We start from the raw sequence: 21,494 nt of genomic DNA, 5'->3' as shown, positions 1-21,494 counted from the left end.
TAGTCAAAGGGACATCTCCTACAGGTGTCTTTTAATCGCTCTTATTATTAGTAACATTCTTTTTTTATGGTATAAAACTTATTTTATTAGGTATAAAAAATTGGCTCTTATACCTGATTGTTAATTCCTAAATTACTGTTTGATACCAAATAAGGTGTTAAAAAATGATTTTTCAAACATTGATTAAATCTTATTATAGCGAGGATTTAAACTCTAAAAATAACAGATGTATGAAAACCAAATTTGGTTTTAGTAGATTGAGAGAAGATTTTTTTTATGCAACAATAATATTTTTGTCAATTATCATTACTGAGGATATACAAAAATTTCAATTTTATCCTATAAAATTTATTTAATTAGCTATAAAAAAACTGCCTCTTATATCTGATTGTTAATTCCTAAATTACTGCTTGACTGGAATCTGAATGATAAACTCTACAACATTATTTGGTTTTGAAATACAGAATAGTTTACCCTGATGTTTTTCAACAATAATCTGATAACTAACAGATAGTCCTAAACCTGTTCCTTTACCTATTGGTTTCGTCGTAAAAAATGGATCGAATAATTTATTTAGTATCTCCGGTTGAATACCAATACCATTATCTGCAATAGAAATTTCTACCCAATTATGCTCTAAAACTTTAGTACTAATTTGAATGATGCCAGAGTAATCTTGAATATTTAAATAAATTTGCTTTCGATTGTATTCATTTATGGAGTCAATGGAATTATTAATAAGATTAATTAATACTTGATTAAGTTGACCAGGATAGCAATTAATTAAAGGAAGTTGACCATAATTTTTAATAACTTCAATAACAGAATTATTAGATTGAGGTCTTAATCGGTTGTTAAGAATTAATAAAGTACTATCAATACCTTCGTGAATATCAACTGTTTTTAATTCTGATTCATCAAGGTGGGAAAAGTTGCGTAAAGATTGAACTATTTGACGAATGCGAGTTGCTCCTACTGTCATTGATGAAATTATTTTAAATAAATCTTCTTTCAAGAATTCTAAATCAATATCCTCAATATATTCTTCAATTTCTGCTTTTGGTTCTGGATAATGTTGTTGATAGAGTTTGACTAAGGTTAGTAATTGTTGAGTATATTCAGATGTAAAGTGAAGATTACCATAAATAAAGCTCACGGGATTATTAATTTCATGGGCAACGCCTCCTACTAATTGCCCCAAACTAGACATTTTTTCTGTTTGAATTAACTGAGCTTCTTTTTGTTTTAATTCCTCCAAGGTTCGTTGAAGCTGTTTAGTTTGTTCTTTTGATTTAGTTTTCGACTGTCGCAGGGAATTTTCTACTTCTTGGCGCTGTTGAATTTCTTGTTCGAGTTGTAAATTTTGAGAGTGAAGTTCTTCTAAGGCTAAATCTCGACTTTCTTCGGTTAATACTAACCACCAACTTCCTATGCCAATTAATAACAACAGAGGAAAATATAATTTTACTAGGGTAATTAGTCGTGACTGTGAATTAGCCCCTAAATATTGAGATGTATCGAGATAATAAACGACTCCAAATATTAATCCTACTAACCCAGAAATAAATAGGAAAATACCTAAAAATTTAACCACTCTTAATCCTAATTGTGGGGAAAATTTACTAGAGATAATTTTCCGAGCAATGGTAAGTAACGGTTTTTCAGTTATGGGAGTTAATGCTGTAGTAGTTTCTTTGCAGCGGTCGCGACAATGGGAATCTAAGCTACAACATAAAGAACAAATCGAACCTTGATAAACAGGACAGTATGCCATGTCTTCCTGTTCATACTTCTGATTACAAATACAGCATTCCAGTGTGTCAGAAAGATTAATTTTTTGATATTGATTTTCTCTGGCAATATAATATTTACCTTTGGTAATAATGGCAATTATTGGAGCAAGAATAAATGCTAAAACTAAGGCAATAAAACTACAATAAGCTTGAGCAACAGAGCCAAATACTCCTAAAAAGGCAGTCATTGATACTGCTGAAGCAATTAGCATAGATCCAAAACCAACAGGATTAATATTATGTAGATAAGCTCGTTTAAATTCAATGTAAGAAGGACTAATTCCTAAGGATTTATTAATTACAAGATCGGCAACTAATGCTCCTATCCAGGCAATCGCTACATTAGAATATAATCCTAATACTGCTTCTAAAGTAGCAAATACATTTAACTCCATTAAAACTAGAGCGATCGCTACATTAAAAATTAGCCAAACAACACGACCAGGATGATTATGAGTTAATCGAGAAAAGAAGTTTGACCAAGCTAAAGAACCTGCATAAGCATTAGTAACGTTAATTTTTATCTGAGAAATAATTACAAACAGAGTTCCTATTATTAAGACTATTTTTTGGTCATCAAATATATCAGTAAATCCTACTAAATACATTTGTATTGGCTGAGTAGCTTTAGCAAAACTAACTCCATGACTAACAGCAATAGAAGCTAAAAATGCGCCTCCCAATTCTTTAGCTACACCAATAATTATCCAACCAGGTCCGGCTAAAATCATTGCTAACCACCATTTAATCTGATTATTTTTTTGTTTATCTGGCAGAAAGCGGAGATAATCTACCTGTTCGCCAATTTGAGGAATTAAAGAAAAACAAACTGTTGCTGCAGCTCCAAATAAAAGTGGATTAAATTCTGCACCATTGACCGTTCTACCTGCAAAATTAAACCAATTTGATAAAGCATTTGGCTCTTTATAAATAATAAAAATATAGGGAGATATCATTAAACTTAACCAGATTGGTTGAGTCCAAATTTGCAGTTGATTAATTACAGTTACCCCAAAAAATACTAGGGGAATAATTATGATGGAACAGACTAAATAGCCAAGGTATAAAGGTAGGTGAAAATATAACTCTAGAGCTTGAGCCATAATTGCTGCTTCTAGGGCAAAAAATATAAAGGTAAAAGAGGCATAAATTAAAGAAGTAATTGTAGAACCAATATAACCAAAACCTGCTCCTCTGGTCAGCAAATCCATATCAATATTATATTTAGATGCGTAATAAGATATAGGTAAGCTAGTCAGAAAAATTATTATCCCTACAGTTAAAATTGCCCAGAAAGAATTAGCAAAACCATAACTAATAGCAATTGAACCACCAATAGCTTCTAAGGCTAAAAAAGAAGTTCCACCAAGAGCAGTATTTGCTACTTGAAATTCAGACCACTTCCTAAAAGATTTAGGAGCAAAACGTAAGGCATAGTCTTCTAATGTTTCTGTTGCTACCCAGGAGTTATAATCTCGCCTAACTTTCTGAATTTTTTTATTTAGGATTGTTTGATTTTTCATATCTGATAATGCTTGAAAATTTTATTTTCAAATTAAACCTTTTGATACTCTGAGTTCAAAGTCTATATATAGCAATTCTATTTAAGTTGCGGGTAAAAATAGCTTTTAATTTAGGGAACGCGCACTCCTGTGAGGGAATAGGAATAAAAGTTTCAGAGTTTTTATGTATCCTGAGATTTTTTACAAATTATTTGGGATTGCTATATAATATCATGTCTGCTTGAATACTTATCAATAAATAGTAATAGATAACACCAGGTATAGAGGGAGGAGGAAAGATATTAAGAGAAAATTTTTACTTGCTAATTCAACAGATATGATACAACTTATAGCAGTCCTAAATCATTTGTGAAATTTTTGTTGCTTAAACCCTTATACTAAGCCTAATAAGTTTTTGTTAAAAATGCTAGGGACGTTCCATGCAACGTCCCTACGGAAAAAGAAAGAGGGAAAAATTCAGAAGTAATAAACAAATCAGAAAAAAAAGGAAAAACAATCGAAATAGGTAGTTTATAGGATTTGATAAGTTTTTTAGGTGCATAATTTTCAGTCTTTTTTGTGTAGTATTCTTTTTTCACGCTTGGTATTACTAGATATAAGTCTTATTTTCACGAGCCATCTAGGACTACTATATATCATATCCAATTAAATAATTATTTTTTCAGTCTGCAATAAGTCATATTATGTTCGGTTGAATACTTATAAATAACTTAGTTCATTAATTGATAATTGATAATTGAAGCGTGGATAATTGATAATTACAAGAAAGTTTTAACCGCTACGGAATTGAATATAAGGAAATATTATTTCTTCACAGGAGTCGATGGTCGGACAGGGAAAAGACCTCGCCATCCCACCCTTCGGGAAGCTCCGAAGATCGACCGCTTTTTTCCCCGATCAAGGGGAGGCTTTAAACCAGAATTATTTAATTATTAATTATTAATAATTAATAATTCGGTAAGGAGTCAAATTAGGTAAGAAAGTCGTCGCTAGAGCGACGTACATGAGTTAGGAGTTAAGGAAAGTAAACGTGATTGAAATATTCCTTCGGTACTGTCAATTCTTAAATTTTATTTATAACTGACCCGTCCGAATATGATGTAAGCATTCAGCTATTAGCAGTCATACCATTTCTCCATGAAGTTGCACTTAATATAAAGATGAGAATAGTCGGTGTAATAAGGTCTGAGCAACAATTATTAAGCGCATTGTTACAGAGAAATGGTATCAGCTATTAGTAATTAATAATGAATAATTACTTCTAAGGTTGGAAAAGGAGACTTTGACAGTAACTTTTTATTCTTTCTCAATTTCAAAGGTTGCTTTTACCTTCCCCAAAATTAATTGCTGAAGGACGGCTGAATGCTAAAGACTTGTTTTGAGTTTTTAACTTATACAATTCAAGCTAATGAAGCTGATAGCTGACTGCTGAATGCTTACAATATGATATAAGAAGGGAAAAAGTTTGCCGTTTTTTTTTACAGATATATTTAACTTTAAATTATCACTAATATAACTTTGATAAAATTCTGCTAAAAAGAGTTTTTTATTCAACTACATTCAGTAGCTATAACTTATTATTCAGGAGTCGAGTGTGGGAAGTGGAGAAGAGAGAGTTAATCGGGGAAAGATTACCAGAAGTAATTTAATTTCAATGCTTGAATCTTTAGTTAATTTACTTAATCTATAATACTAATTGACTAATTTTCTGCCTAATAGGAATCTGAATTATAAACTCTGCTCCCTTTCCTGGTTGAGAATAACATAATAATTTTCCGACATGTTTTTCCACAATAATTTGATAACTAATAGATAACCCTAATCCAGTTCCTTTTCCTGAAGATTTAGTTGTAAAGAAAGAATCAAATAGTTTTTTGTTCACTTCTTCAGGCATACCTAAGCCATTATCTGCAATCGAGATTACTACCCACTCTTTATTTAAAATTTTAGTACAAACTTTAATTTGACTTGGATTTTTCCTGACTTCTTCTGGGGTGCGCTGTTTATTATATTCATCCAACGCATCAATAGCATTACTCAAAATATTCATCAATACCTGATGAAGTTGACCAGCATAAAAATCCACTAATGGTAATTCTTGATATTCTTTTATAACTCTAATTTCTGGGTAAAAAGTTGTTGCTTTCATCCGGTTATCTAAAAGCATCAATGTACTGTCTATTGCTTCATGAACATCAACTTGTTTAAATTCGGCTTTTTCAAACCGATAAAAGTTACGCATTGACTTAATTATTTCATAAATTCTTTCTGTACCTATCTCCATAGACCTGATAATTTTATTCAGGTCTTTCTTAATAAAATTAAGGTCTATTTCTGCTATTTTAATTTTAATTTCTGGTGTAGGATGAGGAAATTCTTGCTGATACATATCTAGCAATTCTAGTATGTCTTGAACATATTCTTGAGCTGGAGTAATATTTCCATGAATATAGTTAATCGGATTGTTAATTTCATGGGCTACACTAGCTACCATTTGTCCTAAGCTAGACATTTTTTCTGTGTGTAGTAATTGACCATGGGTTGTCTGCAGTTTTTCTAGGGTTTTTTGCTGTTCGGCGATTGCTTTTTCTAAACGGTCAGATTGAATTAATGTGGATTTCTCTGATACATCTAATAACTGATTTAATGTTGCATTTTTTGATTGAAGCTGTTCAATAATTCTATCTTTATCTTTTAGTTCGCTCTGACTCATTGCTTGCTCTTGATAATCTGAAAAAATTTTGCCTTGGTCAAAGGGCAAAAGAGCCATTTTAACACTTAGTGCTAATGGTTTTAATAAATCAATAGTCTCTCTTGGTACTTTTACTTTTAAAAACATTAAAACGACAAATATATTTCCTGAAGGTAATAAACCTCCAAATCCGATTACAGATTTAATATTAAAAGGAATGACAAATGATTTTTGCCCTGGAATATAAGGACTTCCCAAGGCATCAGCTACATAAAATACGTTGTACATTTTTTGCTCTAAATCAGCCAATAAATTTAGGTCTGTTTCTACCACTTGACCAGGATCTAATCCTAATTGTTGAATTAGCCTTGATATCATCGGAATTTTAGCGATCGCTGCTTTATTTGCTAAAGGAATTGCTTTGTGCCCAGAAGATTTTTGTCGTAAATTCCATTCTGGTTTTTCTCCAGCAGTACTCAGCAAGGTTAAGCATTTTAAATTAGGAGTTACTGATTGATTATTTAATAATTTAGAAGCATATTCTTGCAGTTCGGAGCTGAGTTTTTTATATGAAATCATCTGAAACATACGGATTAACACACAGGATTTTTCTTTAATATCTTTACTAATTAGATTTTCATAAAGATATTTAATAATTCTATTGCTTACGTCTTCTGTTGTATGAGAATCTTTTCCTAATTGGCGTAAAACTAGCCCACATTCAGACATATCTCTGAGACTAAATTGAGTTAAATCATACATCTTTAATTTTTTGAAGTTCAGTAATGTATAATTTAAGTTTAACATAAAATATGTCTAGATGACTAGAATAAAATTGTTTTGTATTAAGGATAAAATACCTCTAGATAATTAAATTAAAATATAAAAATTATAGGATAAAATATGCCAATTTATTATTGAAGGGAATAAATTAAAGCAATAATTTTAAAAACAATATTTTAGCAGTCTATTGGTATACATCGGAAGTAGATCATCAAGAGCGTTATAAATATATTTATAGTCAAACTTATCAAATTATTTAGATTTTTGTGATCTTTTTTTATTTGGTAGTTTAATCACAAATTCTGTTCCTTTTTCATAAAGAGAATTACATTCAAATTTTCCTCCATGTTTATTTACTATAATTAAGTGACTCATAGATAATCCCAAGTTGCTTATTTTACTGTTAGTCTTGGTCTTTTCAAAAGCTTCATATAGTTTATCTTTTAGGTTTTCCAGTATTCCCAGTCCATTGTTAGCTATTCTAATTTCTACTCCATAGGATTCAATAATTGAAGTAGTAATAGTAATCCGATTTGGATTTTGCAGAATTTCTTGATAAGTTTTAAATTTTTTATAGTTATATTCTTCTAAAGAATCAATTGCATTGACTAACAAATTCATAAAAACTTGATTTAAGGTATTTGGATAACAATTAATCTGAGGTAAATTTCCATAATTTTTGATAATTTCAATTGCGGGACGCTGATGATTAGCTTTTAGTCGATGCTGTAAAATTGTCAGAGTATTATCTATGCCTTCATTAATATCAAAAGCTACTTTTGAGGTACTATCTGCTCTAGCAAAACTTCGCAATGATACGCTAATTTCGCTGATGCGATCGCTTGATTTTTTTATGGAAAATAATATTTTTGGTAGCTCTTCAATCAGAAAATCTATATCCATCTCTTCCGCGTCTTTTTCAATTATTAGACCAGGATCAGGAAATTGTTTTTGATATAATTTAATGTGATTAATAATTGCTGTTAGATATGTTTCCGCCAACTTAACATTACCGACAACTATACTAACTGGATTATTTAACTCATGGGCAATACCAGCAACTAATGCCCCAATATTAGACATTTTTTCACTTTGAATGAGTTGCAATTGAGCTTCTTTAAGTTCTTCTAAAGATTGAGAAAGTTCCGCAGTTCTTGCCTGTATTTTATCTTCGAGATCGGATGCAGATTTTTGCAATGCTATTTCTGCTGCCTTCCGTTCTTTGATCTCTTTTTGTAAGCGTATATGTATATTGATTCTAGATAAAAGTTCTTCTGGTTTAAATGGTTTAACAATATAGTCTACAGCTCCTAAATTTAAACCTTTTATTTTTTCAGTAGATTCAGAAAGTGAAGTCATAAAAATAATAGGAATATTTTTAGTTCTTTCTGAAGCTTGCAAGTATCTACAAACCTCAAAACCATCTATTCCTGGCATGAGTATATCTAGTAAAATCAAATCTGGCAATACATTTTTTACCTTCTCAATGGCAGTTTCCCCATTCTCTAGAACGATGACATTAAAACCAGAAAATTTTAAGAAATTTAACATTAATTTTGCATTTCGATATTCATTATCTACCACCATAATTGTGTGTTCTTTTTTTTGATTCATGGAAGCTCCTTTCATTTTTTTATTAGTTTTAACTACAGCAGTTTTCGACTTGATTCAGGACAAAAACTTATGGGTATTACCAATATAAAACAAGGAACATAAATCAAGATTAAACTGTGCCATTTTTATCAAAAATATGTATTTTTTTCTAGAATAAATACTTTTTCTACAAAAAAAACTAGATTTATTTATAACAAAATCAAAGTAAATATCAGATGATTTATTACTACTTTCACCTGGCCGATATAATTTTCTCATCTACTACTCATACTCATAAAACAATTAATAACTCAAATATTTTTCTTATTGTATTATTAATTATGTTAACATTTTTATTAAAGTAAGAGTAATTCTTTATCAAAACTTTTCATAACAGTATAATTACGATTATATCACTTTTTTTTGTATTGAGAGAGACACAATGCTGTAAAAATCTCAACTATGACTACTAAAAATTAAAATGTCTAGGAGTATTAACCAATTGCGTATTATTATCGAAGGTTGGCGTTTTTTACCCCATTCTTATGCGATCGCAAATCAATTTCAACTACTAGAAATGCTTAACCGAAAGCATCTACAAATTTATCATCAGGATATGCCTTACATTAGTAAAAGTTGGCAACCCGTCAGAGGTTTATTTCCTCCTGATGCAGAAATAGCATTACGCAACATCCCCAAACCATCTCCTCAAAAAACTGCTGATGCCACACTACGGATATATGCTCCCTTTAATCTCAATTTCTCCACGAGTAAACGAACAGCAGTTTTTGCCTGCACTGAATGGGGTATTGTGAGCAAATCTATTGTTAACGGAATGGGTGTAAAATCTTTTTCAGAAGCTCATGCTCAAGGAGATGCAATTATTATTACCCCCTCCCACTGGTCAAAAGATGGGTTTATTCGCAGTGGTGCTCAAGAAAGTCGTGTTGCTGTTGTCCCTCTTGGTGTCAACCCTAATATTTATCATCCTTTACCAACTTCTCAGAGAACTATCCTACGCCAAAAGTTGGGCATTAATAACTATTTTGTGTTTCTCAATATTGGGGTGATGTGCAATAGTAGTCAAGGAGTGGGACGCTTACTCAAAGCATTTGCCACCATTGTTGAGCGCTATCCAGATACCAAACTCATCCTTAAAGGTAGGGATGCTATTTTTCCTTCTCAAGATTCTATTCTCAAAGCTAGCAAACTTGCACTCACTAATACACAGATGGAAAAAGTGAAGTCTAGAATTATCTATGTTGGCGAAACTCTTTCATTTTTTCAACTAGCTCAACTTTATCAAGTTGCTGATGCTTATGTTTCTCCCTATTTAGCTGAAGGTTTTAATTTGCCAGTATTGGAAGCAACAGCTTGTGGTTTGCCTGTAATATGTACAAAAGGTGGCCCAACAGATGATTTTACTAACTCGGACTTTGCTTTAAAAATTGATAGCAAACTCCAAAATAATTATACAAGGGATGGAGATACCCTCTGGTGTGTAGTACCAGAACAAGAGCATTTGATTGAATTAATGCAAACAGTTATTGAAAAACCTTTATTTTTAGAACAAGCTCGTCAAACTGGACCTAAATGGGTTCTTCAGCATTTTACTTGGAAGCAAGTTGTGGATCGATTATTAGATGTGCTTATACCGTCTGTAAAATTTGGTAGACCGACTTTTGAGCCAATTATTCTTTAGAAAAGAGGGAGTAGGCAGTAGGGAGTAGGGGAGTTAGGGAGTTAGGGAGTTAGGGAGTTAGGGAGTTAGGGAGTTAGGGAGTTAGGGAGTTAGGGAGGGAATGTTTTTAACAAAGGGGGTGAATAATCACTTTTATTCAGTATAAATTTTCAACAACCAAACTCCTATTTTTCAGTACTTCTTCCCTAGACAACTTTTTGGAGTTGAATAAAAAGTCATGCATATGGGCGAACTCATCCAAATAACATAATAGTACCACATTTTTTTTGATTGTGGGAATCCTATTGCCTTCCATCCAGGGTTTTTCTGGTGCTTCACAGAATGATGATTTTTACCAGTAGATAAATCTTCAGTTTACCCGCTAGCTTTCTGTGCAACTAAGTCTAAAACTAAGCTCCTATTTCTCAATACTTCTTCCCTAGACAACTTTTTGGAGTTGAATAAAAAGTCATGCGTATAGGCGAATTCACCCCAATAACATAATACTACCACATTTTTTTTGATTGTGGGAATCCTATTGCCTTCCATCCAGGGTTTTTTGGTGCTTCACAGAATGATGATTTTTACCAGTAGATAAATCTTCAATCATAGAAACTCATAATTAATAGACATCTCTAGAAAATAGGGAGCAGGGAGTAGAGAGTAGGCGGAAAGAATTAATGATTTATGTACGAGAATTAATTTGATTTTTTATTATTGGAGATGTCTAATCAAGTTGCACTTGTTAAGCTGATAACTTTATATTTAATTTTTTATTATCAAACAGGATTGGGTCGCGCAACCCCGCCTTTTAAGGCGATCGGGTTTTTGGAGAGTTGCTCAAATCCCCTACTTCCCCTCCTGGGAGGGGGAGGGGCGAGGGGTGGGTTAACTTCTGACTTCTAACTTCGTTAAAGATACCCTCAATTTTAGAGCATGAAAATTGATACTATAATAATTGTACTTCTGCTCAAAAATAAACATTAAAGTAATTTAACAGGACAATTATGCAATCAACAACAACTCAATTAGATACCTCAAATATGGATATGCCAAAATATGGTTTACCAGTGACAATAATTACAGGTTTTCTTGGTAGTGGTAAAACTACTTTACTGAACCATATATTACAAAATCAACAGGGTGTAAAAACTGCCGTTTTAGTAAATGAATTTGGAGAAATTGGTATTGATAATGAATTAATTGTTTCTACCGATGGAGATGACACAATGGTCGAACTTACTAATGGTTGTGTTTGCTGCACTATTAATGAAGATTTAGTTAATGCTGTTTATAAAATTTTAGAAAGACCAGACAAAATTGATTATATGGTAGTAGAAACGACTGGTGTAGCTGACCCATTACCAGTAGCTTTAACTTTTTTAGGTACTGAATTACGAGATATGACTCGCCTAGATTCAATTATTACTTTGGTCGATGCTGCTAACTACAGTCTTGATTTGTTTAATAGTCAGGCAGCACATAGTCAAATAGCTTATGGTGATATTATTTTGTTAAATAAAACTGACTTAGTTGAGGAGAAAAATTTAGAATTATTAGAAGTGAAGATTAGAGATGTTAAAAAAGATGCGAGAATTATGAGAACTAGCCAATCACAAGTAGCTTTGCCGTTGATTCTCAGTGTGGGTTTGTTTGAGTCGGAGAAGTATTTTGAAATAAAAGAAGAAGCTCATAGCCACGACCACGGCCATGACCATGACCATGAACATCATCATCACGACCATGACCATGACCATGAACATCATCATCACGACCATGACCATGACCATGAACATCATCATCATTCCAACCACTTAGAAAATGATGGTTTTACTTCTATTTCTTTTCAAAGTGATAAGCCTCTTTCTCTTAAAAAATTCCAATATTTTTTGGATAATAAATTGCCTGCAAATATTTTCCGAGCAAAGGGAATTTTGTGGTTTGAAGAAAGTCCTCTACGACATATTTTTCATTTGAGTGGTAAGCGGTTTACTATTAATGATGATGAGTGGAAAGGTACTCCTAAAAATCAGTTAGTTTTGATTGGTCAAAATTTAGACCACGATAAGTTGCGATCGCAATTAGAAGACTGTATTTTTGCTTAAAAAGTTAGGCAGAAGGAAGAAGGTAATAGCTTGGAATTCTTTAAGTCTCCTACAAACAAAAATATCTTCTTTCTTCTTTTGTTTGAAGGAAACTGCTTTACATTGCATTTTTTCTACTTATAAAAATGATTAGAGGGAGGTTAAAAGTCATGGTTAAATACTATAAATGAGGAAATAAACTAATAAATTTTACCTGAAATAAATTACTACAAGTAAAAACTATCTTCTCTGTTATTTTTCTGGGAAGTTCTATGCATTGATTCTGCTTAAAAAAGAGAATTATAAATCGGAAAATTTATGACTTAAGATTCACCCCCATCAGAATTGAGGCAACCCAGGTAAGTTGTGGTCTATTAAACAAGGGAAGTGAAAGGAGTAGACAACAGTGAGTATTCTTTACTCCCGACTCTTTTCCATTGAATATTAATTAATACCATTTCTCTGTAAAAATGCACTAAATATTGGCATTTAAAGGAGCGAAACTATTTGTGAAGTTCTTAAAATGAATTGGTGTCACCATAGTAAGTAATTGTCCTCAAGTTAGAGAGGAAGTTAAATGTATAATATTGAGTGGTCAAGGATTTCCTATTAAGGAATTAATGAAAATCTTTAAAGTCAGCAGAAAAACAACTGGAAAAGCTTACTTCAAGATCTCAAAAAAGTGCTCGAACATTTAGACACAAAATATGTAATTAATTTGGCATAGGAACTTATACTAATTTATATTGATTATTTTTCCCTAGTTTATGCTTGGTCAAAAGAAAAAAATATTTTTAACTTTTAACTTTTTTGTTATGCGAGTTATTATCCAAAGAGTGAAATTTTCTCAAGTCAAAGTAAATGGAGAAATTGTCGGTAAAATTGGCAAAGGATTAAATTTACTTGTAGGTATTGCGACTACTGATACAGAAGTAGAAATAGATTGGATGGTGCGTAAATGTTTAGACCTTCGTTTATTTCCTGACCCAGATAGTAATAATAACCGTTGGGAAAAATCAGTAAAAGAGATTAATGGTGAATTGTTAATAATTAGTCAATTTACTCTTTATGGAGACTGTCGCAAAGGTCGTCGTCCATCTTTTGATAATGCAGCATCTCCTGAAGTTGCTAAACAACTTTACCAGCTATTTGTAGAGGGATTAAAATTGAGTTGCTTAAAAGTAGAAACTGGTATATTTGGAGCAATGATGGAAGTTGAAATTGATAATGACGGTCCGGTAACTCTTTTGTTAGAAAGAGAAGCTACTTCAACAATTAATAATTAATAATTAATAATTAATAATTAATAATTAGGGTTTGCGCTCATAAAGTCTTTTTGTTAGGGTAGGAAGTAAGCAGTAGTTAAGAGTTAGGATTTAGGGGAGTTGTAGAAGAGGTAGTCATTCATCATTGCCCCTTAGTTTTTCTCTCATCATTACCCCACGCATCCTCACTTTTTCCGCTCCATCAACTGAAAAGCTGGTACTTTTTCAGTACCTAAAATTATTCAAACCAATATCAGTTAATGCTTTGATATTTAATCAGCAAACCCTATTTAATGAAATATCTATGAATAAAGCTATTTTTTCCACCACAAAAAATATTTCTATACTTAATTCTCTATTATCTGTTGCCTATTTACTTTTTCTCAAAAGGATTTTGACAACTTAAATGTAAACTCTATATAAATGCGATCAATAAAATTTCGGGTTGACGAACCAAGATAGGGGTATTTCCACACCATTTTTTTTCAATGGTCGAGACAAAATTAATGTTATAGTACTATAAGTAATGGATTTACCTAACAAACAAGTGTCATGTTAATATCACAATTGTTAAATTAGGGTATTTCTAAACTTAAAAATTTAGTTAATATAATTTTAGATTTTAAATAAGGAAAGCTATGGGATTTTTTGATTCAGAAGTAGTTCAACAGGAAGCTAAACAATTATTTGAGGATTATCAATCCTTAATTAAAGTAGGAAGTGATTATGGTAAATTCGATCGAGAAGGTAAAAAAATTTATATTGAAAAGATGGAATCTATTATGGAGCGCTACCGCATTTTTATGAAGCGTTTTGAATTATCAGAAGATTTTATGGCTCAAATGACTATGGAACAACTTAAAACTCAGTTAAATCAATTTGGCATTAGTCCTCAACAAATGTTCGATCAAATGCACACAACTTTAGAAAGAATGAAGTCAGAATTAGAAAAACAGTCCTAATTGAATCAAGATAAATAACGATTTAATATATTAAGCACATTATTTCAAACAGTTTTTTGGGAAAATTTTTGAAGTTATAGAAATTATAGAAATTTAGAAATAAGCAGTTTTTTTTGCTTTTCCAAATGACGGTATGATTTGAACCCATCATTAACTCAATTTCAATCTATAATTATACTTACCAATATTACCCATTAATAAAGTTATTTTCTTTAACCCAAACCTTTGATTCTAGGAATTAATAAAAACTAATTATCTTGCATTTTGCTCTTTTGAGGTATTTAGTAGATACATTTTTTTCAAATTATCAAAAATATCAAAACAACTGGATAGTACAAAGTTCTGCAAAAAAAAAGATTTACTTTCAAGGCTGAAAGTATTACTGGAAAAGGCTTACAGTACCTACAACTATGAATAAACAGTTTTTAACCTTTAGACCGCTGAAAGCCTTATATAGTAATAGTTATTCCAAGAAATTCGCACTATCTAGAAAACAAGAATAATTTAGAATTTATTGTTGTACTACTTGATTTTTAATTTATTTTTATTTATAGCATTCTCCATTACTGTATTTTACCATGGTCATTTCATTCTAGATTTTGACAATTAATTTATTGATTTTCAGACAGCGAAAGATCAATTTCCTAAAGCTGTCAATCACGTGGTTTAGTCAATACATAAAATGGCACAGTTTAGAATGAAACAGCCCTGGTATTTTACATATCAAAAGCTTAAAACTCAGACAACTCCAGATTTTTCTTTCTTGCTTCTTCCTTCTGCTATAGCAACAAAAAAATGCTATTTAAGCCTTGATTCAAATCAGGAAAATTCAGAAAATTCAAAATAGAACCTATCTTAGTAGAGATACAAACTTAATAGTGTTCTTTTATTTATTTATCTCAACGTTGGTTGAAGACCTGCGCTCTTCCGAAGGGGAGCAGAAGGATGGAAAAACCAATCAATGTTGCGGTTTTCACAGATTGTGTGCTATAGTTGTTAACCTAAGGCTTATAGGCTATTAGTGTCTAGGGGAGCCGTCGGGTTGGCGACGTACTGTGGAGCCACCTTAAGACCAAAAAGAGGCTAGACCTCGGAGGCAAGTGCTATGTTAGCGCAGATCCTCCGGAGGAGGCAAGAGGAAGCAGAAACCTCTAATCATTGATGGTTAGGAATCATACATTGTCGCTCAAGGGCAACATCGGGAGGATGTCTATTGATGAATCCCCATAAACAATAAATCAATTGAGGGGGTTCCCAACTTTCAAATTCGCTCTTCCTTCTTAATCTTATTATACAGTAATTTATGGCCTCTCAAATTTATATGCTGGGGGAAAATATTCACGACGCTGGCCTCTCAAGGCTTGGTTCATAAAATCACGCCAGATCGGTGCAACAGTAGTACCACCAGTAGCACCATAATTTAGAGGCCGATAATCATCATTGCCCACCCAAACAGCCGTTGCCAACTGAGGTGTATAACCTACAAACCAAACATCTCGTTCAGAAGAAGTTGTACCAGTTTTTCCAGCCGCCTGACGACCAATCTTAGCTCTAGTAGCAGTACCTCGTTCAATTACTCCCACCAATACACTATTAAGTGACGCTACAGCCCACTGATTTAAAACCAACTTAGGTTTAGGAGTATTATCCAACAAGACATTCCCACTGGTATCTGTCACCTGTACAATAAAAGTCGTATCAGAATGCCAACCATTATTAGCAAAAGTCGCATAAGCACCCGCCATTTCCAGAGGTGTCAAATCAACCGAACCAAGTGGTAAAGAAATAACAGGTTCCATCGGACTCTTAATCCCTAAAATCCGACAAACCTCAATTACCTTATTAAGTCCAATATATTGACCAATTTTCACCGCTGGTATATTCAAAGAAGACTCCAAAGCCTTACGAATACTAACAGAGCCAGAATATCCACCGCCATAATTTCGAGGAGTGTAGTAACCATTACCATCTGGATAACTAACTCGAGTATCAGACACAACCGAATATGGGGAATATCTACCCGAAGCAAAAGCAGTGTAATAAACAAAAGGCTTAAAAGCAGAACCTGGTTGCCTGCGAGCTTGAACAGCACGATTATATTGACTACTCTTAAAATCTGCCCCACCAACCATTGCCCGTACAAAGTGGGTGCGTGGGTCAACTGCCACTAATGCCATTTGACCTTTGTCCCAACTCCGATAAACCCGACGGTAATATAAGATTTCATGCCATTCAGTCACAGTTCTTTCAGCCATCCGTTGGAAATTCATATCAATGGTCGTTTGTATCCGCATTCCTCCCTTAAGAACAGCATCTTTACCAAACCTCTCAGTTAACTCCTGAACAACTGCATCAGTAATATAAGGAAGTTCACTCTGACGAAAAGAGGTAACTTTACCCACTAACAATGGTTGCTTGAGAGCCTCAGCTTCCTCTTCAGCAGTAATCCAATTAAGTTCACGCAGTCTTGCTAAAACAGTGGCCTGACGTTGCTTGGACTTTTGGTAATTGATAAATGGACTATACTCTTCTGGGGCAGGAATCATACCTGCCATCAAGGCAGCTTCAGCCAAAGTTAAATCCTTAGAGGATTTATTAAAATAGCTTTTTGCTGCTGTTTCAACTCCATAGAGATTATGACCCCAGTAAATTTGGTTAAGGTACAATTCTAAAATTTCGTTTTTATCGAGAATTTGTTCCATCCTAATTGCCAAAACTGCTTCAGCCACTTTCCTACTTAGTTTGGCTGTTGGGGAGAGAAATAAATTTTTCACCAACTGCATAGTTACGGTAGAACCACCTTCAACAGTTCTACCCCGCTCTAAGTTGGCCACAAAAGCACGCATAATTCCGATAGGATAGATGCCGTAGTGATTGTAGAAGTTACTATCCTCGATCGCTAGAACTGCTCGTTTTAAGTCTGGAGAAATTTGGTTTAGGGGTATTACTTCTCGGTTGGCCTCATCGTGGAGACTTGCCAATGGTCTACCTTTGACATCATATATATGAGTTGTTTCTGAAGGTGTGTAATTTTTTAGCACCCGAACATCCGGAAGATTACGAAAGCTGATTGCTAAACCTACCAGTCCACCAGCAACTAATGAGCTAGTTAGCATGGTAATGCCTAGTACGGTACCTGCTGTTACTTTACTGACAGATTGAACAAATCCGAAGACTGGTGAAATTTCAGACTGAGATTTTGTAGTTTGCTTATGTGGGAGGGCGTTGGTGGACACTTTTATTTAACTTCCTTGACGAAATTTCAAATTTTAGAGCTAGTAATTGTTTAGGTGTTAGATATATTTTTAGAGATTAACTGATTATATTAGGGAATTTTGCTGTTCGGTGTTGTACCAAATCCACTTTAGTAAAGGATGTTCCAAAAAGTTGAACTCTTTGCTATACATTAGGATTTGAGCATAAAACAAGTACCTTTTCATAACCGTATTTAGTATTAGATAATATATTTTGAGAGATTAACCGATTATATTAAGGGATTTTACTGTTAATAGCTGGTAACCTCTCGACGGAATTATTTGCTTAGTTAGGTTTTGCTGATTAAATTTTAAAGCATTGACTGATATTGGTTTTAGCCGTTTTAGGTCTTGAAAAAGTACAAGGTTTTTGCTCCTTAAAGCTCAAAAAGTTAGGATTTTGGGTTGACGCGAGGCATAACAATCTTGGGATAATTCTTCCTCCAGCCTCCTTGCTCATTCCTTACTTTTCCTGTCTCCTGTCTCCTGTCTCCTGACTCCTACCCTCACCCATAAGACTTTTGAGCGCAAACCCTAGTTAGCAGTGAGAGACGGTCGTGTCTTAATATTTATTCAGCTTACAAAACTAAATTTCAATTTTTAGAGCAGAGCTAAGTAGAGCAGGCTAGAAAAAAGATGTTGCATTTTTAAATCAAAAAAACCCTAAAAGCAATGAATATAAACTTTTGAGCTAATTTACAATTTGATAGATACATAGCGCCCAAAATTTACCATGTTCTACTTAGAAATTGTTTAGGTGTTTAGATGTTTAGATATATTTTTAGAGGTTAATTGATTTATATTCTGCAATTCTACTGCTCATAGCTGATAATCTCTTGAGTGAATTACTTGGTCATCTAGCAGCGATAGTCGAGGGTTTCTTAATTTATTCAGCTTACAAAGTATATTAAATATTTGAATAAGGAACAAGTAAGGACTGAAGGACTGGAAAAATGGATGGGATACTGAAAAGTTGTCACTCTGCGCCTACGAAACAACCAATTGTAGACACCAGGGGTGACGGTGGGATATTAAAACCATAGGGAAAAAGATGAAAGGATAAGGTTGAATTATATTCATAAATAATTTACGTTACTTTAGCATTCTTAATTATTAAGGAAGCTTAAACACAATAATTTTTACATCTACTGAATTTTTCTATAACATTTTACTTAGATGCCATTAAGCAGTTGACTTTGTAAACTGTTCAGCGTTTAAACTATATAGTCCAATTTTTTTGTGAAAGGGAATATAGAATATAAAATCTCAATGCGTCTTAGATGACTAAAGACTAAGTATAGGATTTGGATAACTTAAACCATAGTTGCTCTAAATTTAATTTAACCCCCCAAACTAAAGCTATATCAATATAACTAAAACTAAATGATGACTGATAAATTTACATGGCTGCGTCGTGGCATCAGCGAAATTTTTCCAGATAGACCAGATTCTACAAACCCTGATGAAAATTTACTTCAGAGATTGGCCAATTCAGACCGACCTTTGCGAGTTAAATTAGGAATTGACCCCACAGGAGCAGATATCCATTTAGGCCATAGTATCCCAGTTCGTAAACTCCGGGCTTTTCAGGATGCTGGACATACAGCAGTATTAATCATCGGAGATTTTACTGCAAGAATTGGCGACCCTACAGGGAAATCTGAAGTCCGAAAACAGTTAACTTCCGAACAGGTGCGGGAAAATGCTAAAACTTATTTAGAGCAAGTCCGGCCTATATTAGATTTTGACACGCCAGGGCGCTTAGAAATTCGCTACAACTCAGAATGGCTTTCTAAATTAGATTTGGCAAATATTCTGGAACTTTTGGCAACAATGACGGTGGGGCAAATGTTGGCGAAGGAGGGTTTTGCTCTTCGTTATCAGCAGGAAAGCCCAATTTATATCCATGAGTTTCTTTACCCTTTGATGCAAGGTTATGATTCTGTTGCTGTGGATGCTGATGTGGAGTTGGGGGGTACTGACCAAAAGTTTAATATTGCTGTGGGACGAGATTTACAACGGCATTTTGGTAAAAAAACTCAGTTTGGTCTATTGATGCCGATTTTGTTGGGGACTGATGGGGTACAGAAAATGTCTAAGTCTCTGGGAAATTATGTGGGTTTATCGGAAGACCCTCTGAGTATGTATTCTAAGTTGGAAAAAATTCCTGATGACCAGATAGAACAGTATTTTGAATTATTGACTGATTTATCTCTGGATGAATTGCCGGAAAATCCCCGCGAAAGACAAAAGTTGTTGGCTTTGGATATTGCATCTCAGTACCACGGTAGGGAAGTTGCTTTGTCAGCTCAACAAACGGCTATGAAAGTGGTGCTTGAGGGAGATATGAGTCAAACTGAGGCAGTGCCAGAGTTTTCTTTGGCTACTGTGGAGTTTCCAGCGAAGTTGTTTTATGTTGTTAGTGCTAGTGGTTTATGTAAGAGTAGTTCTGAAGCTAGGAAAAAAATTGCCGGGGGAGCTGTACGTTTGGATGAGGACCGTATTTCAGACCAGAATTTGACTTTTGACTCCCCGACAGACCTTGATGGTAAGGTTCTACGGGTGGGTAAGAAAAATTTTGTTCGCTTGGTGAAGGGGTAATCAATACTTTTGCTCAAACTCACAGTCGGAAAAATTTAGTAGACAAAAGTTCTGACTTAGAGGCAGGAGAAAATCTGGAGGTGGAAATCACTCAAAACTACAACGTCTTAGTTTTTTTTGTTTGAATACCAGAAAATAGACCACTGAAAATTAATCAATACTTTTGCTCAAACTCACAGTCGGAAAAATTTAGTAGGCAAAAATTCTGACTCAGAGGGAGGAGAAAATCTGGAGGTGGAAATCACTCAAAACTACAACGTCTTAGTTTTTTTGTTTGAATACCAGAAAATATAGATGACTGAGAATTCATCAATACTTTTGCTCAAACTCACAGTCGGAAAAATTTAGTAGGCAAAAATTCTGACTCAGAGGAAGGAGAAAATCTGGAGGTGGAAATCATTCAAAACTACAACGTCTTAGTTTTTTTGTTTGAATACCAGAAAATATAGATGACTGAGAATTCATCAATACTTTTGCTTAGACTCATAGTCTGAAAAAATTAGTAGATAAAAATTCTGACTCTGATGAAGGGGAAATTCTGTTGGTGCAAATTATTTAAAACTATAACGTCTTAGTTTTTGTTTGATTGCCGAAAATATAGATGACTGAGAATTCATCAATACTTTTGCTTAGACTCATGGTCGGAAAAAATTAGTAGATAAAAATTCTGACTCAGATGTAGGAGAAATTCTCGATGTGAAAATTATTCAAAACTATAACGTCTTAGTTTTTTGTTTGACTGCCGGGAATTAAACAACTGAAAATTTCTCATACTTAATGCTTAGAATCATGGTCTGAAAAAATCAGTAGGGAAAAATTCTGACTCAGATGGAGGGGAAATTCTCGATGTGAAAATTATTCAAAACTATAACGTCTTAGTTTTTTTGTTTGAATACCCGAAAATATAGATGAGTGAGAATTAATCCATACTTTTCCTTAGACTCATGGTCGGAAAAAATTAGTAGATAAAAATTCTGACTCAGATGGAGGAGAAATTCTCGATGTGAAAATTATTCAAAACTATAACGTCTTAGTTTTTTGTTTGATTGCCGAAAATAAAATATAGATGAGTGAGAATTAATCCATACTTTTCCTTAGACTTATGGTCTAAAAAAATTAGTAGATAAAAATTCTGACTCTGATGGAGGAGAAATTCTCGATGTGAAAATTCTTCAAAACTATAACGTCTTAGTTTTTTGTTTGATTGCCGAAAATAAAATATAGATGAGTGAGAATTGTGCAAAATATTCTGCAAGTACTTAA

At 33.4% G+C, this 21,494-nt stretch carries 9 protein-coding genes; 5 read left to right on the top strand and 4 right to left on the bottom strand.

The window, feature by feature from the left end; translation table 11 throughout:
- Nucleotides 1–403 precede the first annotated feature (403 nt).
- The 3 genes from F6K23_RS02240 to F6K23_RS02230 all read right to left on the bottom strand — a co-directional run bounded on the left by F6K23_RS02240 (nucleotide 404) and on the right by F6K23_RS02230 (nucleotide 8,405).
- Nucleotides 404–3,316: an ATP-binding protein gene (locus F6K23_RS02240; protein ID WP_293150097.1), complete on the bottom strand. Its 2,913-nt coding sequence runs from the start codon at nucleotides 3,314–3,316 to the stop codon at nucleotides 404–406.
- 1,684 nt (nucleotides 3,317–5,000) lie between these two features.
- A complete protein-coding gene (locus F6K23_RS02235) occupies nucleotides 5,001–6,815 on the bottom strand; it encodes a sensor histidine kinase (RefSeq protein ID WP_293150095.1) in 1,815 nt (604 codons plus the stop codon).
- 228 nt (nucleotides 6,816–7,043) lie between these two features.
- Nucleotides 7,044–8,405, bottom strand: a complete 1,362-nt coding sequence (locus tag F6K23_RS02230) for a hybrid sensor histidine kinase/response regulator (RefSeq protein ID WP_293150093.1) — start codon at nucleotides 8,403–8,405, stop codon at nucleotides 7,044–7,046.
- Between the two features lie 460 nt (nucleotides 8,406–8,865).
- Between F6K23_RS02230 and F6K23_RS02225 the strand changes: the two genes are divergently transcribed.
- From F6K23_RS02225 to F6K23_RS02210, 4 genes are all read left to right on the top strand, one after another.
- Complete coding sequence (locus F6K23_RS02225) at nucleotides 8,866–10,086, top strand: glycosyltransferase (RefSeq protein ID WP_293150091.1); 1,221 nt, start codon at nucleotides 8,866–8,868, stop codon at nucleotides 10,084–10,086.
- 986 nt (nucleotides 10,087–11,072) lie between these two features.
- The gene (locus F6K23_RS02220) at nucleotides 11,073–12,170 is read left to right on the top strand and encodes a GTP-binding protein (protein WP_293150089.1); all 1,098 of its coding nucleotides are present in this window, start codon (nucleotides 11,073–11,075) and stop codon (nucleotides 12,168–12,170) included.
- Nucleotides 12,171–12,964: 794 nt separating this feature from the next.
- Nucleotides 12,965–13,435 carry a D-aminoacyl-tRNA deacylase gene (gene dtd / locus F6K23_RS02215; RefSeq protein ID WP_293150087.1) on the top strand — a complete coding sequence of 157 codons (471 nt, stop codon included), beginning with the start codon at nucleotides 12,965–12,967 and terminating at the stop codon, nucleotides 13,433–13,435.
- A 617-nt stretch (nucleotides 13,436–14,052) separates the two neighbouring features.
- Nucleotides 14,053–14,376 (top strand): DUF1825 family protein, encoded by a 324-nt coding sequence (locus F6K23_RS02210; RefSeq protein WP_124142980.1) that lies wholly within the window; start codon nucleotides 14,053–14,055, stop codon nucleotides 14,374–14,376.
- Between the two features lie 1,301 nt (nucleotides 14,377–15,677).
- Here the strand turns inward: F6K23_RS02210 and F6K23_RS02205 are convergent.
- Nucleotides 15,678–17,612, bottom strand: coding sequence for a transglycosylase domain-containing protein (locus tag F6K23_RS02205; RefSeq protein WP_293150085.1), 1,935 nt, complete (start codon nucleotides 17,610–17,612; stop codon nucleotides 15,678–15,680).
- 1,401 nt (nucleotides 17,613–19,013) lie between these two features.
- Here F6K23_RS02205 and tyrS point away from each other — a divergent pair.
- Nucleotides 19,014–20,231, top strand: coding sequence for a tyrosine--tRNA ligase (gene tyrS / locus F6K23_RS02200; protein ID WP_293150083.1), 1,218 nt, complete (start codon nucleotides 19,014–19,016; stop codon nucleotides 20,229–20,231).
- Nucleotides 20,232–21,494: the final 1,263 nt, after the last annotated feature.

Source organism: Okeania sp. SIO2C9 (genome assembly GCF_010672455.1).
Lineage (GTDB): Bacteria > Cyanobacteriota > Cyanobacteriia > Cyanobacteriales > Microcoleaceae > Okeania.
This window is presented reverse-complemented; position numbering and strand designations above follow the sequence as displayed.

What these genes read in the sequence shown, in the direction of transcription:
- F6K23_RS02240 (WP_293150097.1), bottom strand. Translation starts at nt 3,316, where the DNA reads ATGAAAAATCAAACAATCCTAAATAAAAAAATTCAGAAAGTTAGGCGA.
- F6K23_RS02235 (WP_293150095.1), bottom strand. Translation starts at nt 6,815, where the DNA reads ATGTTAAACTTAAATTATACATTACTGAACTTCAAAAAATTAAAGATG.
- F6K23_RS02230 (WP_293150093.1), bottom strand. Translation starts at nt 8,405, where the DNA reads ATGAATCAAAAAAAAGAACACACAATTATGGTGGTAGATAATGAATAT.
- F6K23_RS02225 (WP_293150091.1), top strand. Translation starts at nt 8,866, where the DNA reads ATGTCTAGGAGTATTAACCAATTGCGTATTATTATCGAAGGTTGGCGT.
- F6K23_RS02220 (WP_293150089.1), top strand. Translation starts at nt 11,073, where the DNA reads ATGCAATCAACAACAACTCAATTAGATACCTCAAATATGGATATGCCA.
- dtd (WP_293150087.1), top strand. Translation starts at nt 12,965, where the DNA reads ATGCGAGTTATTATCCAAAGAGTGAAATTTTCTCAAGTCAAAGTAAAT.
- F6K23_RS02210 (WP_124142980.1), top strand. Translation starts at nt 14,053, where the DNA reads ATGGGATTTTTTGATTCAGAAGTAGTTCAACAGGAAGCTAAACAATTA.
- tyrS (WP_293150083.1), top strand. Translation starts at nt 19,014, where the DNA reads ATGATGACTGATAAATTTACATGGCTGCGTCGTGGCATCAGCGAAATT.